Here is a 13686-nt window from a genome sequence, read left to right as displayed (position 1 = left end):
AAAAATTTTTGGCAAGGAGGTTATCTATGTCAGTAGAGGAAAAAGTTATTGAGATTATTTCTCAAAAATTAAATCTTTCAAAAGATCAGATTAAACCTGAAGCATCATTTGTAGATGATTTAGGAGCGGATTCTCTTGATCTTGTTGAACTTGTTATGGCTATGGAAGAGGCTTTTGGAATGGAGGTTCCTGATGAAGAAGCTGAAAAATTAAGAACAGTTAAGGATGTTATAGAATATATAAAAGCCAAAACAGGGGAACAATAATTTAGGAGTAAAGTTGTGAAAAGAAGAGTAGTTGTAACAGGTCTTGGTGCAGTAACTCCTCTTGGAATAGGTGTTGAGGAAACTTGGAAAAATATTAAAGCCGGTAAATCAGGGATAGGGAAAATTACCAAGTTTGATGCCTCAACTTTACCAAGTCAAATTGCAGGTGAGGTAAAGAATTTCAAGCCTGAAGAATTTATGCCTGCTAAACTTGTTTCTCGTATAGATACTTTTATCCAATATGCTATAGCAGGAGCAAGAATGGCATTAGAAGATGCAAAGTTACCTTTAAAAGATCTTGGAGATGAGGTTGGAGTTATTATAGGTGTTGGAATGGGAGGGGTTGGACTTATTGAACATTATACAAGAGTTTTTGATGAAAAAGGTTATAAAAGAGTTAGCCCCTTTTTTATACCCATGATTATTCCTAATATGGCTGCTGGTCAGGTAGCTATTTTATTTGGGGCAAAAGGTCCCAATAGTGCAGTATGTACTGCTTGTGCAGCTGGGAATCATGCTATAGGAGAAGCTTTTAGAATAATAAGAGAAGGCAAAGCAAAAGTGATGATTTGTGGAGGAACAGAAAGTGTTATAACTCCCCTTTGTATAGCTGGATTTTCGGTTATGAAAGCTTTATCTACAAGAAATGAAGAACCTGAAAAAGCATCTCGCCCCTTTGATGCCCAAAGAGATGGTTTTGTAGTAGCAGAAGGTTGTGGAATATTGATTTTAGAAGATTTGGAACATGCTCAAAAAAGAGGGGCTAAAATATATGCAGAATTAATTGGATATGGTTTTAATTCAGATGCCTATCATATGACAGCCCCACCCCCTAATGGTGAAGGTGCTGCAAAATGTATAGAATTAGCTCTTCAAGATGCAGGTATTGAACCTTCTCAAGTAGATTATATAAATGCTCATGGAACAAGTACCCCTCTCAATGATGTAGCTGAGACAAGGGCTATAAAGAGTGTTTTTAAGGAACATGCTTATAAATTAATGGTTTCTTCAACTAAATCAATGACTGGGCATTTACTTGGAGGAGCAGGTGGTTTAGAAGCAGTAATAACTGTTCTTGCCCTTTATGAAGGAATAGTTCCCCCAACTATAAATTTAGAAAATCCTGATCCAGAATGTGATCTTGATTATGTTCCTAATTATGCCCGTCGTGCAGATATTAAAATAGCCCTTTCTAATGCCTTTGGTTTTGGTGGTAATAATGCCTGTTTGGTTTTTAAAAAATGGGAAAATCAATAGTAATAGCCTCAGATCACGCAGGCTATTTCCTTAAAGAAAAAATAAAAGAATTTTTAAAAAAAGAAAATTATGAAGTTATAGATGTAGGTTGTTTTTCTCCTGAATCTGTAGATTATCCTGAATATGGAGCAAAGGCTGTAGAAAAAATTCTTAATAAAGAAGCTGACTTAGGAATTCTTATTTGTGGAACAGGGATTGGGATGAGTATCTTTGCTAATAGATTTCCTGGGATAAGAGCAGCCCTTTGCCATGAACCTTTTTCTGCTAAAATGGCAAGACTTCACAACAACGCAAATATCCTTGTTCTTGGAGGAAGACTCATAGGTGAAGTTATGGCAATAGAAATTGTAAAAACCTTTTTAGAAACACCCTTTGAAGGAGGAAGACACGAAAGAAGAATTAATCTTATAGAAGAACTTGCTAAAAATAAATGGATCTAATAGGAATAGGAATCGACTTAGTTTATATTCCAAGAATTCAAAGATTGCTTAATCAATATGGAGAAAGATTTCTAAGAAAAATATTCTCAGAAGAAGAAATAGAATATTCTCTTAAAAGAAAAAACACTGCCTTTCATCTCGCATCTTCTTTTGCCTCAAAAGAGGCTTTTTTTAAAGCTGTAGGTGGATATAGCCCCTTTTCTTTTAAAGAAATAATTTTAAAAAGAGATTTTGAGAAAGGAACCCCTTTTTTAGAACTTAAAGGTAAAGCCGAAGAAATATTTAAAAAAAGAGGTGGTAAAAAAATCTTACTTGCCCTATCTCATGAAAATGAATATACTATAAGTATAGTTGTAATTTTAGGAAAATTAAAATAAAAGCTAAGTATTACAAAAAAGCCATCATGAAAGTTGTCACTGGTTCTGAAATGAAGGAACTTGATAAATTTGTAATTAATTTTCTTGGTATTCCTGCAGAGATTTTAATGGAAAGAGCTGGTTTAGGAGTAGCAGAAAATATTCTAAATTATTTCCCCTTAGAAAGATATAAGAAGGTTTTAATTGTTTGTGGACCGGGGAATAATGGTGGAGATGGAATGGTTTGTGCCCGTTATCTTTGGGATAAAGACTATGAAGTGAAAGTAGCTTTACTTAGTGATAAAGAAAAATATAAAGGAGAAGCTCTAACTAATTTAAAAATTCTTGAAAAACTAAATTTTTCTTTAGAAAAACCTGAAAATATTTTTGCTTTTAAAGATTTACTTTATTTTTATTCTCCTCAAATTATTGTAGATGCTATTTTTGGCACAGGTCTTAAAAGAGTAATAGAGGGATTTTTTAAGGAAATAATAGAGGAGATAAATGCTTATAAAATAAAAAAAGAAGCCAAAGTTGTGGCAGTTGATATACCTTCTGGAGTATGTTCTGAGACTGGACAAATCTTAGGAACTGCAGTAAAGGCTGATTTAACAGTAACTTTTGAACTTCCTAAGGTAGGGCATTTTTTTTATCCTGGAAAAGAGTATACAGGAAAGCTTGAAATTGTGCCTATTGGTTTCCCAAAAAAAATTATTGAAGAAAAGGCTCCTCAAAGAGAATATTTAGATTTTAATTGGGCTAAAAAGGTTTTAAAACCAAGAAAAGGTTATACCCATAAAGGAACCTTTGGGCATGTGCTTATTTTAGCAGGAAGTAGAGGGAAAAGTGGAGCAGGAGCTCTTTGTGCCCTTGGTAGTTTAAAAGGTGGTGCAGGACTTGTAACTCTTGCTTCTACTAAAACTCTTCAAAACATATATTGTTCCTTAATTCCTGAAATTTTAACTGCAGGCTTTGAAGAAAATGATAAAGGTGAAATATCTTATAAAAATTTGAAAGACCTCTTAGAATTAGCTAAAAATAAAAGTGTATTAGTTATAGGTCCTGGATTAGGATTGAGTGAAGAAATTAAAAAACTCCTTTTTGAATTAATATCTGAGTTAAACATCCCCTTAGTTATTGATGCTGATGCCTTAACTCATCTTTCAGAAAATCCTGAAATTTTAAAAAATTATAGGGCACCTAAAATTTTAACCCCCCATCCTGGAGAAGCAGTAAGACTTTTAAAAATTCCTAAAGAGGAAATTATGAAAGATCGTTTAGGTTCTGCTAAAAAACTTTCTGAGATAACAGATTCTATAGTGGTTTTAAAGGGACCTCACAGTATTATATATTCTCCTGATGGAAGATGTGGTATATCTTCTATAGATGAACCTGGTCTTTCTCAAGGAGGTCAGGGAGATATTTTATCAGGTCTTATAGGAGCTTTTATAGCACAAAAATATGAACCCTTCATAGCAACCTCTCTTGCAGTTTATTTACATGGATCCGCAGGAAGATATTTGAGCAAAAATTTAGGACCTTTTGGCTATACCGCTACAGATGTAGCAAAAACTATACCAAAAATTTTAAAGGAGCTAAGCGATGATAGACCTTAGAAGATATCCAAGATGTTTAACTAAGCTTCGCGCCTTTTTCCCTGAGGAAGATAAGCCTTATGAAGTTCAAAATATTTCCTACAAAGGATGTTTTATAAAAACGGATAAGAAAATTCCCATTGAAAAACTCGTTTATTTTGAAGTAGAAATACCAGATATTGGGGTTGTGCCTATTTATGGAGTAGTTGTCCATCACGGTACTCCTGAAAACCCTGGGCTTGGTATAGAAATAATTGATATAGATAAAAATATGCGTCCTGTATGGAACTATTATTTAAAGGCACTTCTTTATATAGAAGAAGCTAAAAAAGCCTATCAAACCGCTCTTAAAGAAATTGGAAAAGAAGAAGTTTCAGAAAAAACTTTTACAGAAGAAAAAATAGAGGAATAACTTAAAAGATCTGAAATGAAATTTATTATTTTTGTTTTTGGTCTTTGCATAGGTAGTTTTTTAAATGTAGTAATTTATAAGTGGAGCAAAGGTTTATCTATTAAAAAGCCTTTATTTTCTTTTTGCCCCTATTGCGGAAAGACCCTCAAATGGTATCATAATATCCCGCTTTTATCCTATCTCATTTTAAAAGGAAAATGTGCTTATTGTAAAGCTCCTATTTCTATTATTTATCCCTTAGTAGAAATTTTAACTGCAGTTTTTTTACTTTTAGTTTATCTAAAATTTAAGTTTCTCTATGGATGGGGCACCTTTCTTTGTTTTTCCTATTTTGTAGTTTTCCTTATTCCGATCACCTTTATAGATTTAAGGATAAAAGAAATTCCTGATTTTTTAAGTTTTGGGCTTATTTTGGGAGGCTTAATTTTTTCTTTAATAAATTTTAATCCTTTGCTTAATTTTGGGGAAAGTCTTTTATCTTCCCTTTCAGGGATTGGACTTCTTTTTTTAATAAATGAGATATATTATCAATTTTCTAAAAGAGACGGAATGGGTATGGGAGATTTTAAGCTTATGGGAGGAATAGGAGCTTTCTTAGGATACAAAAGTTTTTACTGGATTTTGGTTTTAGCCTCTTTTACAGGAATTTTAGCCTTTTTAGGGGTATATCTTTTTTATAGATTTAAAGGGATATCAAAGGAGCTAAATTTAAAGACAGAAATTCCTTTTGGTCCTTTTTTAGCCTTAGCAAGCCTTATCTATCTTTTTGCTTATTAATAAGTTCTTATAGTGAAAAGAGTAAAAAGATTTTTTGGCCTACTTGTTCCGCATACAGGTGTTTTAAGAAGATTGTAATTTCCTAAAAATTTAGCAAGTTTTGTTAAAGTTGCAAAGTTAAAACGGATTTCAAAATTACCTGTTAGGTCTATATTATTACCGGTTAAAGAATTACTGATTATTGCTCCATGGATCTTAAAATCTCCGTTACCAGTATTTAAATAAGTATTATTTTGAGTTGCAAATATTAATCCCCAAATATCTGGATTTCCACTTCCACTTATACTAATTTGATTATCAGATATTATAAGAACAGGAAGGTCCTGTGTACCAAGCTGGGAGCCACTTTGTAAGTTTATAGTTAACATGCCATTTTCTCCTCCATTATAAATTATCCCACCATTTACAGTTAAATTATTAGCAGTAATACTATAATTTTTTGCAAACATAAAGGTATTAGAAATATTTATTTGGTTCTTACTAAGAGAAATTTGATTTCTTGCAACTAAAACAAGAGGTGAAGTAGCATTAACATTGGCCTTTTTATCAAAACTTATATTACCGCCTGCTATATAACCTCCTCCTTCAAACTTACCCATGAAAGTTATTTGAGCATTTTGTCCAAAGTCTATCTTTGAATAATAATTATTGTCTTTATTGTATCTATATGCTCCTTTTGTAGGGTTCCAAGTAAAAACATCTGCATTGCTTCCTGATCCACAGGTTATAGTATTACCCGAAGCAGTGCAACTATTTACATTTAATTTAATTTCAGGATCTACCAATCCTTTAGGCATTCCATTTTCAAAATCCACCTTAAAATTATCGCTTAAACTTTGAAGTAGTTGATCCCTATTTTCTGCATTAAAAAGTTGAGAAGTTAAATCTTTATTGTATAAATTAGGGTCATATACATAGGGATCCACAGTTGAAACAAGACCTCTCCCAAGGTTATTTGGGTTAGTATTACAAGCAATTACAATATTTCCTGGATCAATCCGGTTTCCTGTTACAAGAGCAGAAGCTATACAGGAATTAGGGTCAGTACAATTGTTTTCCGGACTATCATATCCTATAATAGCAGCATTTCCTCCTCCAGGACTTCCCCCCAAGGATAAATTATTTAAATTTCTAAACATGGTTCCGCCCCAGTTTGAAGCCTTTAAAGAAAAAATAGTAGTTTTTACAACCTTTGCCCCCAAATATCTTCCTTCTGACCAAACAAAACAATAATTGTATCCATCGTCTTTTACAGCAACTACTCTATATCCGCCAAAAATACCTTCGGAGGTATCATTACTACAATTCCCATTTTCTAAAGCTTTCATTAACCCTTTATTTGCATTTTTTTCTGCAACACTATATTTAGCCTCTGAAGCTATAGAAAAATATCCCATTTGAGTAATAATTGCTCCTCCTACACCTAAGATTAATAAAACCAAAAAGAAAACTAAAACAGTTATTAGGGCAAAGCCTTTTTCTTTTTTCTTCATAGTTACCCCCTATAAACGGGCAAAGTATCTTATTATTTTTAAAGTTTTTTCTGGCTTAGATTGGCTCTGAAACTCAACTTCCACTTTTATAGCTCTTCTCTCTCCATAAACTTTGAAAGAATTTGAATCTTTTACTCTTCCAAGCTTTGTTGTATAAGTTGTTCCTCTTCCCATATCAAATTTTTTAATATAAAGCCAATATCCTTTATCATCGGAGTCATAATCTACATACAACCTTACTTTATAAAGCACTCTTGTTATCATATCTCCTGGCTGAAGTGTGTAGTTGCCGGTTCCATTAACTAAAGCATTAACTTGAGCATTAGAATCTCCTGTAAAATTTATACAGTCTTGATTATTAGGATTTAATCCTAAAAGTTGATATATAGGAGGAGATCCTGAACCATTGTAGTTTACTATTTTTTCTCCTTGCCAAATATAATAATAATTATCATTCTCATCTGTAGAAAGTCTACAACTTATAAGATTTGCCTGAGTTCCATTAACACTAACCACAAACCCATATCCTTCAAGATTTGCATAAAATTCTATATCACTACATCCTGAAATAAAATCCCCGCTATTGCAATTTATACAAAGTGGATCAGAGGGAGGATAACTTGTACAAGCGGCTATATTAGTTCCTATGGTACAATTATTGTTATAACAAGGAACCCCCACTCCCCACCTTGAGAAAACAAAATCTAAGGTTGCTATAGCACTTCTCATTTCTTCAAGAACATCAGAAATGGGTCTTGTTTGCTTAAAAATTTTATCTGAGGCAAAATAAAGCCCAAGAGCAGCCATTATAATAATTGCACAAAGAACTATTACTACTAAAACCTCTATTATAGTAAAACCTTTTTGTTTTTTAATAAAATAACTCATTTTAAATTTAATCAAAATTGCAAACTTTATCAGTTAAAGAAAAACTTAATCCCTTCACCGTAGCAGTTGCTGTAATTTCCGAACAGTTTCTGGAGGGAGGATTACAATTGCCATTTATTTCTATTTGAACTGTATAACCTCCGCAATTAATAGAATTTATACTATTCCCACCTTTACAAGCAGAAATTCCAGAAGAAGCTCCCTCTACTAAGCAAGAAAGAATTACTCTATCTGAGGTTTTAAAAGCAAAGCTTGTAAGAAGTCCTGCAATAATTACTGCTAAGATAGCAGTAATTAATATAGCAATAAGTGCCTCAATTAAAGTAAATCCTTTAATTTTTAACATCTTCCACTTCCACTCTTAATCCCTATAGCTCCTCTATCACTTTGTAATACTGCTTTAAAGTATCTCTCACCATCTGTAATACAAACATTACCACCATAAATAGTTAATCCTCTTGGATCAAACATAAGACCAGATTGACTTAAAGCAACCGAAATACTAGGAGTGATCCAGGTATCATTTATTTTCATAATTCTTAATAAATTTCCAGAACAAGAAGGGCTCCTTTTAGTTCCTTCATCATAAACTCTTATTTCATTTCCATTTAAACAAATAGAAATATTAGAACTTCTTTCCATAGCAGTAATCTTTGCCCATTTTACTGTATTTTCAAGTTCAAAGGCATATTGATTAAATTTATAAACTCTATAAAGTTTTTGAATAGAAGGAAAACCTATACTTGCTAAAATAGCAAGTATTGCTATAACTATGAAAAATTCAATAAGGCTAAAACCCTTACACTTTACTCCCATAATATTAATATTACGCATAATTTTTTAAAAGTAAACTTAAAAGGTTCAACATTTTGAGACCAAATTTTAATTTTTATGTTTTAGATAAACTGTTCTTATAGGAAATGGAATTTCAATCCCTTCCTCTTTATATCTTTTATGAAGTCTTTTCACGAATTCGTGAATTACAGGATATCTATCTGTATAACTTTGAACCCTCAAAACTACTGTAAAATTAATGCTAAATTCTCCAAAGGTATGATATCTTATAAAGGGTTCAAAATCAGGAACTCCTCCTGGAACCTCTTTCATTACTTCTTTTGCTACCTCAAGAGTTATTCTTTCAACCTTTTCTAAATCACTATCATAGCTTACTCCCACCTGAACAGGCACAGTTAAACCCTTATCAGGAAGAAAGTAATTAGTTACAATTGAAGAAGCAATTTTAGAATTAGGAATAATTACTAAGTTATTAGAAACTGTTTTTATGGTAGTATTTCTCCAAGTAATATCTTCTACAAATCCTTCAAATCCTCCCTCAATAGAAATATAATCTCCTGGTTTTATTTGTTTAGTCATTAAAATATGAAGCCCTGCAAAAAAGTTACTTAAAGTATCCTGCAAAGCTAATCCCACTGCTAAACCTGCAATCCCTAAGGAAGTTATAAAAGGAGTAATATTTATGTGTAAAGTGTCTAAAATTAAAATAAAACCTATAAAAAGGATTACAATTTTTATAATTATCTCAATAATAGAAACTTTTGGAGGAAGCTCAGTTTTTTCTCTCATGTAAAAATTAAGAAAACTTACAACAATCTTTGCAGAAACCCAAGCTAAGGTAATTATAAAAAGAATGATTAAAAGTTTATTTATAGAATTAATTATTTGCTGAAATTTTGCAGGAAACTCAACTATGGAAATAGAAAGATAAATACCAAGTAAAATAATCCAAAAAAAGCAAATGTTTGAAAAAAATACTATTGTTTTAAAAGAAAGTCCTAAATTAAATTTCTGATTAAAATAGGAAATCCTATTTTTAAAAATTAGCCTAATAACAAAGCCAGTAAATATAGAGATGATAAAAACAAAAATAGGATATAGATAGGTTTTAAGCATTAATGTTTAATATTATATAGATTTTTGCCGAAAAGTCAAATTAAATATAATAAAGTAAGCCTTGACAAAAAATAGAAAATTTATAATAATTCTTGATAATATGAGCAAAATCTTAAAGCTTTTGATCTTTTTATTAATTTTAGGTTTTTCTAAAGCTTATGCTGATATTTATAAATGTGAAGATCCTCAAACAGGGGAAGTAATTTTTACCAATTTTAAAGGTGTTTTTCCAGAAAAAATATGTCAAGTTTATGTAAAAGAGCCAAGAAAATTTATTTCTAAAACAGGATTTTCTTCAAGTTATTATAATATAGATGAAAGATGGTTTAATGAAGTTGCTCAAGCTTATTCTTTAGATCCAGCTTTACTTAAAGCTATCGCAAAAGTAGAATCTTCTTTCAATCCAAAGGCTGTCTCCCCCAAAGGTGCTCTTGGTCTTATGCAGCTTATGCCTACTACCGCAGAACTTGTAGGAGTAAGTAATCCTTTCGATCCTTTAGAAAGCTTAAAAGGTGGAGCTTTATACTTAAAAAAACTTCTTGAGGAATTTAGAGATTTAGAACTTGCTCTTGCTGCTTATAATGCAGGTCCTGAAAAGGTAAGACTTTATAAAGGTATCCCCCCTTATTCAGAAACTCAAAACTACGTACGAACCGTCCTCTATTACTACAACCTTTTCAAATAACCCCTCCCTTTTCTCACTTCGCAAGTGCGAAAACATAAAATAATTCTAATTTATCTCACTTCGTAAGTGCGAAAAGGGTTACCAGACTTTGCGGGGTAAATATTCGATTTTAGGATTAAAAATAGCAGTAGCTATGTTTCTTTTAATTTTGGGATTTAAAGGATAGATGCAAGTATTTAAAAGATTTTCTATTTCTTTTCTCTTTGTCTCCTTAGAAAAAGGACAGGGATTTTCAAGCACTTTCCAATTCATTTTCTTTACAAAGCGAGAAATTAAATCCTTTTCCACAAGAATTAAGGGTCTTATAATATAGAGCTTCCCTTTAAACATTTCTTGGAGAGGAAGAATAGTAGAGAGTTCTCCATGATAAAACATGTTTATAAAAAAAGTTATAATTGCATCATCCAAATGATGCCCAAAGGCAAGTTTATTAGCCCCCCTTTCTTGAGCTAATTTAAATAAATATTTTCTTCTATGCCAGGAGCAAACAAAACAAGGAGCACTTATATCTTTTTCAAAAGCCTCTATAGCTTGAATTCCACAATCAGTTTTGGAAAAATAAAAATCAATCTCTAAGGATTTACAAAATTCTTCAAGTTCTTTTACCCCCTCTTGATATTTATTTTCATCCTTTGGAAATCCCATATCTAAATGAACAGCTAAAAATTTACAATCAATTCTCATTTTCTTTTGCCAATCCTTTAAAAAATAAGCCAATACTAAACTATCTTCTCCCCCTGAAAGAGCTATAATTACATAATCTTTATCTTTTAACATTTCATAATGAAAAAGAGCCCTTCCAATTAGTCTTTTCAATTTATTATAAAGGGTCATAAGTTAAAGCTATATTAATCTGGAATTTTTACTTGTGGATTAAGTATCCCCTCTGGATCAAAAACTTTTTTGAGTTTTTTCATTATTTCAATCTGTAAAGGACTAAGCTCCCAATTGACAAAGCCCCTTTTTATATAACCTATTCCATGCTCCCCTGAAATAGTTCCAGAAAGCTCTATAACCTCTTTTAAAACGTTCTCTCTCACCTTTATAGCAGATTCTTCATTTTCCGAATCAAAAAGTATATTTACATGAAAATTCCCATCCCCTGCATGACCAAAACAACAAATATAAAGTCCCCAATCCTTTTCCAATTTTCTTATTTTAAAAAGAAGATCCTTCATAAATCTCCTTGGTACAACCACATCCTCAGCAAATCTTTTTTTACCAAGAACTTTCAAAGAAGGGGAAATAGTTCTTCTTATTTCCCATAGGTTTTCAATATCACTTTCATCTTCAGCCTTTTCAAAGGAAATTCCTAAATCTTTATAAAATCTTTCTATTAAAACTTTTTCTTTTTCAAGAATTTCTCCCTCTCCATCAAGTTCTAAATATAAAAGAGATGAAAAATTTTTATTCTCAAAAATTGGTAAACTTCCTTTGCTTTTAGAAAGAGCTAAAATTGTTGTTTTATCAATAAATTCAGCACAAGCAGGAGTTAATTTTTTCCTAAGAATTTCTGTAATTATCTCCAAAGGTTCTTCCTCTCTTTCATGAGCTGAAACAAAAAGAATTCGCTTTTGAGGAAGAGGAATTACTTTTAAAACAATTTCTGTAAATACTCCTAAGGTTCCTTCAGAACCAACAAAAAGAGAAGTCAAATTATAGGGAACTACGCATTTTAAAGTTGAGGGACCAGTTTTTAAAACCTTTCCTCCAGGAAGAACTACTTCTAAGGCAAGTACATAATCTTTGGTAGTTCCATATTTTAATCCCCTTGGCCCTCCTGCACCAGTTGCTACATTTCCTCCTATAGTTGAAAATTCATAACTTGAAGGATCTGGAGGATAAAAAAAGCCATATTTTTTTAAAAATTTTTTAAGCTCTCCATTTAAAACCCCTGGCTCAACTCTTACAATCCTTTCTTCCTCATTGAATTCAAGTATTCTATCCATTCTTGAAAAACAAATTACTAATCCCCCTTTATGCGCTAAAGGACTTCCTGTAGTTGCAGTTCCTGCTCCCCTTGGAACAATAGGAACTTTATATTCTTGAGCAAGTCTTAAAATTTCAATTACTTCCTCTTTCCTTTCTGGTAAAGCAACAGCAGAAGGCAGTCTAATTAAAGAAGAAGAATCATAGGAATAACTAAAAAGATCTTCTTTTTCTTTTAAGAGCCTTTCTTTTCCTAAGAGATTTTCTAAGGCTTTTAAAAATTTAGAAGGAAAAAGCTCATTCATTTAGTTCATATTTTATTTCAAGTTCTTCCTGAGACAACTCTTTTGAAATTTCCTTAAAGAGATAATCTACCTTTACTTTTAAACCCAAATCCCTTTTTAATTTATTTTCAAAGGTTTTAAGATTATAAATAACTGTAGAATGTTCCTTTTTGAAAAGAGATGATATTTCTTTTAAAGACTTGTTTAATAAGTTCCTCAAAAAATAAATAGTTACTTGTCTTACAAGGGTTAATTCTTTTTTTCTGGAAGAAGAAAAAATATCCTCTCTTGGCACCCCAAAAAATCTACATACCGTCTCAATTATCATTTCTACCTGATTAGAGCTTTCTTTTATTCCGATTTCCTCTACTAATTCTTTTGCTAAGGAAAGATTGATAGGTTCTTTAAGTAAGCTTGAGCGGGCAATTAAACCAAGTACAGCACTTTCAAGCTGTCTCACATCTCCTCTTATCTGACGAGCTAAGTATTCAACTACCTCATAAGGAAAATTGTATCCCTGTTTTTTTGCCTTATGTCTTATAATTTTTTTTCTGGTTGCAAAATCAGGACTATTAAGCCTTATTAATAATCCAGAAGAAAGCCTTGATCTTAAAGAATTTTCTATTTTTTGAAGCTCCTGAGGAAGTTTCAAAGAAGTAAAAATTACTGTTTTTCCTTGATCAAGAAGATAATCTAAAAGAAAGGCAAGTTCATTTTGAGTATATTCCTTTCCAGATAAAAAGTGTATTTCCTCTAATAAAAGAATATCACATCCATTTTTTATCTTTTCTTTAAAATCCTCAACCATTCCAGAGCGCAAATACTTCATCATATAATTAAGAAAATCCTGAGCAGTTAAATAATAGACCCTCTCAGATCCCTTAGAAATTAAAACATTTCCTACAGCCTGTGTTAAATGAGTTTTCCCTAATCCAAAATCACCATAAAGATAAACCAAATAACCTTTGGGTCTTTCTTCAGCTATCTGATAGCAAACATTATAAGCAAATTCATTACATTTTCCTACGACAAAATCTTCAAAAGTATATTTAGGAGAAAGCCTTCTTCCAACAACCTGAATCGGATTGTAAGGAATAATTAATTGTTCTGGGCTCTTTTTTTCATTCACCAAAAATTTAATATCTTTAAGACCAAATTCCCTCAAAACTTGATTAATAACATTTTTATAATTTTCTTGTAGCCAAGTTTTAGTAAATTCATTAGGAACCTCTATAATTAAACTATCCTCTAAAATATCCCCATTTAGAGAGGAAAACCAGACTCTAAAAATCGTTTCCGGCAAAAGCTCTTTAAATCTTCCTTTAATCCTTTCCCAATTAGGACTCATAGATAGACCCATAGATAAAATTAAAGTTATCCTAAAAATTTTTTA

Annotated in this window: 16 protein-coding genes; 8 read left to right on the top strand and 8 right to left on the bottom strand. The window is 31.6% G+C overall.

Features of this window, described 5'->3' with window-relative positions:
- The first annotated feature begins 26 nt into the window (after positions 1–26).
- The 7 genes from acpP to TOPB45_RS00055 are packed head-to-tail and all read left to right on the top strand — an operon-like array spanning position 27 to position 5103.
- A complete protein-coding gene (gene acpP / locus TOPB45_RS00085; RefSeq protein ID WP_013908833.1) occupies positions 27–266 on the top strand; it encodes an acyl carrier protein in 240 nt (79 codons plus the stop codon).
- Between the two features lie 15 nt (positions 267–281).
- Positions 282–1523 carry a beta-ketoacyl-ACP synthase II gene (gene fabF, locus TOPB45_RS00080; protein ID WP_013908832.1) on the top strand — a complete coding sequence of 414 codons (1242 nt, stop codon included), beginning with the start codon at positions 282–284 and terminating at the stop codon, positions 1521–1523.
- Positions 1508–1963: a ribose 5-phosphate isomerase B gene (gene rpiB / locus TOPB45_RS00075; protein ID WP_013908831.1), complete on the top strand. Its 456-nt coding sequence runs from the start codon at positions 1508–1510 to the stop codon at positions 1961–1963. The genes fabF and rpiB overlap by 16 nt, the downstream gene beginning before the upstream one ends.
- Positions 1954–2340, top strand: coding sequence for a holo-ACP synthase (acpS, locus tag TOPB45_RS00070; protein ID WP_013908830.1), 387 nt, complete (start codon positions 1954–1956; stop codon positions 2338–2340). The genes rpiB and acpS overlap by 10 nt, the downstream gene beginning before the upstream one ends.
- Positions 2341–2366: 26 nt before the next feature.
- Entirely contained in the window at positions 2367–3935 is a 1569-nt protein-coding gene (locus TOPB45_RS00065; RefSeq protein WP_013908829.1) for a bifunctional ADP-dependent NAD(P)H-hydrate dehydratase/NAD(P)H-hydrate epimerase, read from the top strand.
- Positions 3922–4326, top strand: a complete 405-nt coding sequence (locus tag TOPB45_RS00060) for a PilZ domain-containing protein (RefSeq protein WP_013908828.1) — start codon at positions 3922–3924, stop codon at positions 4324–4326. The genes TOPB45_RS00065 and TOPB45_RS00060 overlap by 14 nt, the downstream gene beginning before the upstream one ends.
- A 15-nt stretch (positions 4327–4341) precedes the next feature.
- Positions 4342–5103: a prepilin peptidase gene (locus TOPB45_RS00055; protein WP_013908827.1), complete on the top strand. Its 762-nt coding sequence runs from the start codon at positions 4342–4344 to the stop codon at positions 5101–5103.
- Here TOPB45_RS00055 and TOPB45_RS00050 read toward each other — a convergent pair.
- The 5 genes from TOPB45_RS00050 to TOPB45_RS00030 are packed head-to-tail and all read right to left on the bottom strand — an operon-like array spanning position 5100 to position 9395.
- Positions 5100–6596 carry a hypothetical protein gene (locus TOPB45_RS00050; protein ID WP_013908826.1) on the bottom strand — a complete coding sequence of 499 codons (1497 nt, stop codon included), beginning with the start codon at positions 6594–6596 and terminating at the stop codon, positions 5100–5102. The two genes, TOPB45_RS00055 and TOPB45_RS00050, sit on opposite strands and share 4 nt — an antisense overlap.
- Before the next feature lie 9 nt (positions 6597–6605).
- Complete coding sequence (locus TOPB45_RS00045) at positions 6606–7484, bottom strand: PilW family protein (protein WP_013908825.1); 879 nt, start codon at positions 7482–7484, stop codon at positions 6606–6608.
- A 7-nt stretch (positions 7485–7491) separates the two neighbouring features.
- Positions 7492–7830 (bottom strand): prepilin-type N-terminal cleavage/methylation domain-containing protein, encoded by a 339-nt coding sequence (locus TOPB45_RS00040; RefSeq protein WP_013908824.1) that lies wholly within the window; start codon positions 7828–7830, stop codon positions 7492–7494.
- Entirely contained in the window at positions 7824–8318 is a 495-nt protein-coding gene (locus TOPB45_RS00035; RefSeq protein ID WP_013908823.1) for a pilus assembly FimT family protein, read from the bottom strand. The genes TOPB45_RS00040 and TOPB45_RS00035 overlap by 7 nt, the downstream gene beginning before the upstream one ends.
- Before the next feature lie 48 nt (positions 8319–8366).
- Positions 8367–9395: a mechanosensitive ion channel family protein gene (locus tag TOPB45_RS00030; RefSeq protein ID WP_013908822.1), complete on the bottom strand. Its 1029-nt coding sequence runs from the start codon at positions 9393–9395 to the stop codon at positions 8367–8369.
- A 100-nt stretch (positions 9396–9495) separates the two neighbouring features.
- Here TOPB45_RS00030 and TOPB45_RS00025 point away from each other — a divergent pair, with 100 nt between their 5' ends.
- Positions 9496–10080 (top strand): lytic transglycosylase domain-containing protein, encoded by a 585-nt coding sequence (locus tag TOPB45_RS00025; protein ID WP_013908821.1) that lies wholly within the window; start codon positions 9496–9498, stop codon positions 10078–10080.
- 78 nt (positions 10081–10158) lie between these two features.
- Here TOPB45_RS00025 and TOPB45_RS00020 read toward each other — a convergent pair whose 3' ends face one another.
- The 3 genes from TOPB45_RS00020 to dnaA are packed head-to-tail and all read right to left on the bottom strand — an operon-like array spanning position 10159 to position 13641.
- Positions 10159–10914, bottom strand: coding sequence for a tRNA lysidine(34) synthetase (locus TOPB45_RS00020; protein WP_013908820.1), 756 nt, complete (start codon positions 10912–10914; stop codon positions 10159–10161).
- Between the two features lie 14 nt (positions 10915–10928).
- Positions 10929–12314, bottom strand: coding sequence for an FAD-binding oxidoreductase (locus TOPB45_RS00015; protein ID WP_013908819.1), 1386 nt, complete (start codon positions 12312–12314; stop codon positions 10929–10931).
- Positions 12307–13641 carry a chromosomal replication initiator protein DnaA gene (gene dnaA / locus TOPB45_RS00010; RefSeq protein ID WP_041430237.1) on the bottom strand — a complete coding sequence of 445 codons (1335 nt, stop codon included), beginning with the start codon at positions 13639–13641 and terminating at the stop codon, positions 12307–12309. Before dnaA ends, TOPB45_RS00015 begins: the two co-directional genes overlap by 8 nt.
- Positions 13642–13686: the final 45 nt, after the last annotated feature.

Source organism: Thermodesulfobacterium geofontis OPF15 (assembly GCF_000215975.1).
In the GTDB taxonomy this organism is placed as follows: domain Bacteria; phylum Desulfobacterota; class Thermodesulfobacteria; order Thermodesulfobacteriales; family Thermodesulfobacteriaceae; genus Thermodesulfobacterium; species Thermodesulfobacterium geofontis.
Note: the sequence above shows the minus strand (reverse complement) of the source record. Positions and strands in the feature narration are given on the sequence as shown.

Coding starts and splice junctions, on each gene's coding strand:
- acpP (WP_013908833.1), top strand. CDS start 27: ATGTCAGTAGAGGAAAAAGTTATTGAGATTATTTCTCAAAAATTAAAT.
- rpiB (WP_013908831.1), top strand. CDS start 1,508: ATGGGAAAATCAATAGTAATAGCCTCAGATCACGCAGGCTATTTCCTT.
- acpS (WP_013908830.1), top strand. CDS start 1,954: ATGGATCTAATAGGAATAGGAATCGACTTAGTTTATATTCCAAGAATT.
- TOPB45_RS00065 (WP_013908829.1), top strand. CDS start 2,367: ATGAAAGTTGTCACTGGTTCTGAAATGAAGGAACTTGATAAATTTGTA.
- TOPB45_RS00060 (WP_013908828.1), top strand. CDS start 3,922: ATGATAGACCTTAGAAGATATCCAAGATGTTTAACTAAGCTTCGCGCC.
- TOPB45_RS00055 (WP_013908827.1), top strand. CDS start 4,342: ATGAAATTTATTATTTTTGTTTTTGGTCTTTGCATAGGTAGTTTTTTA.
- TOPB45_RS00050 (WP_013908826.1), bottom strand. CDS start 6,596: ATGAAGAAAAAAGAAAAAGGCTTTGCCCTAATAACTGTTTTAGTTTTC.
- TOPB45_RS00045 (WP_013908825.1), bottom strand. CDS start 7,484: ATGAGTTATTTTATTAAAAAACAAAAAGGTTTTACTATAATAGAGGTT.
- TOPB45_RS00040 (WP_013908824.1), bottom strand. CDS start 7,830: ATGTTAAAAATTAAAGGATTTACTTTAATTGAGGCACTTATTGCTATA.
- TOPB45_RS00035 (WP_013908823.1), bottom strand. CDS start 8,318: ATGCGTAATATTAATATTATGGGAGTAAAGTGTAAGGGTTTTAGCCTT.
- TOPB45_RS00030 (WP_013908822.1), bottom strand. CDS start 9,395: ATGCTTAAAACCTATCTATATCCTATTTTTGTTTTTATCATCTCTATA.
- TOPB45_RS00025 (WP_013908821.1), top strand. CDS start 9,496: ATGAGCAAAATCTTAAAGCTTTTGATCTTTTTATTAATTTTAGGTTTT.
- TOPB45_RS00020 (WP_013908820.1), bottom strand. CDS start 10,914: ATGACCCTTTATAATAAATTGAAAAGACTAATTGGAAGGGCTCTTTTT.
- TOPB45_RS00015 (WP_013908819.1), bottom strand. CDS start 12,314: ATGAATGAGCTTTTTCCTTCTAAATTTTTAAAAGCCTTAGAAAATCTC.
- dnaA (WP_041430237.1), bottom strand. CDS start 13,641: ATGAGTCCTAATTGGGAAAGGATTAAAGGAAGATTTAAAGAGCTTTTG.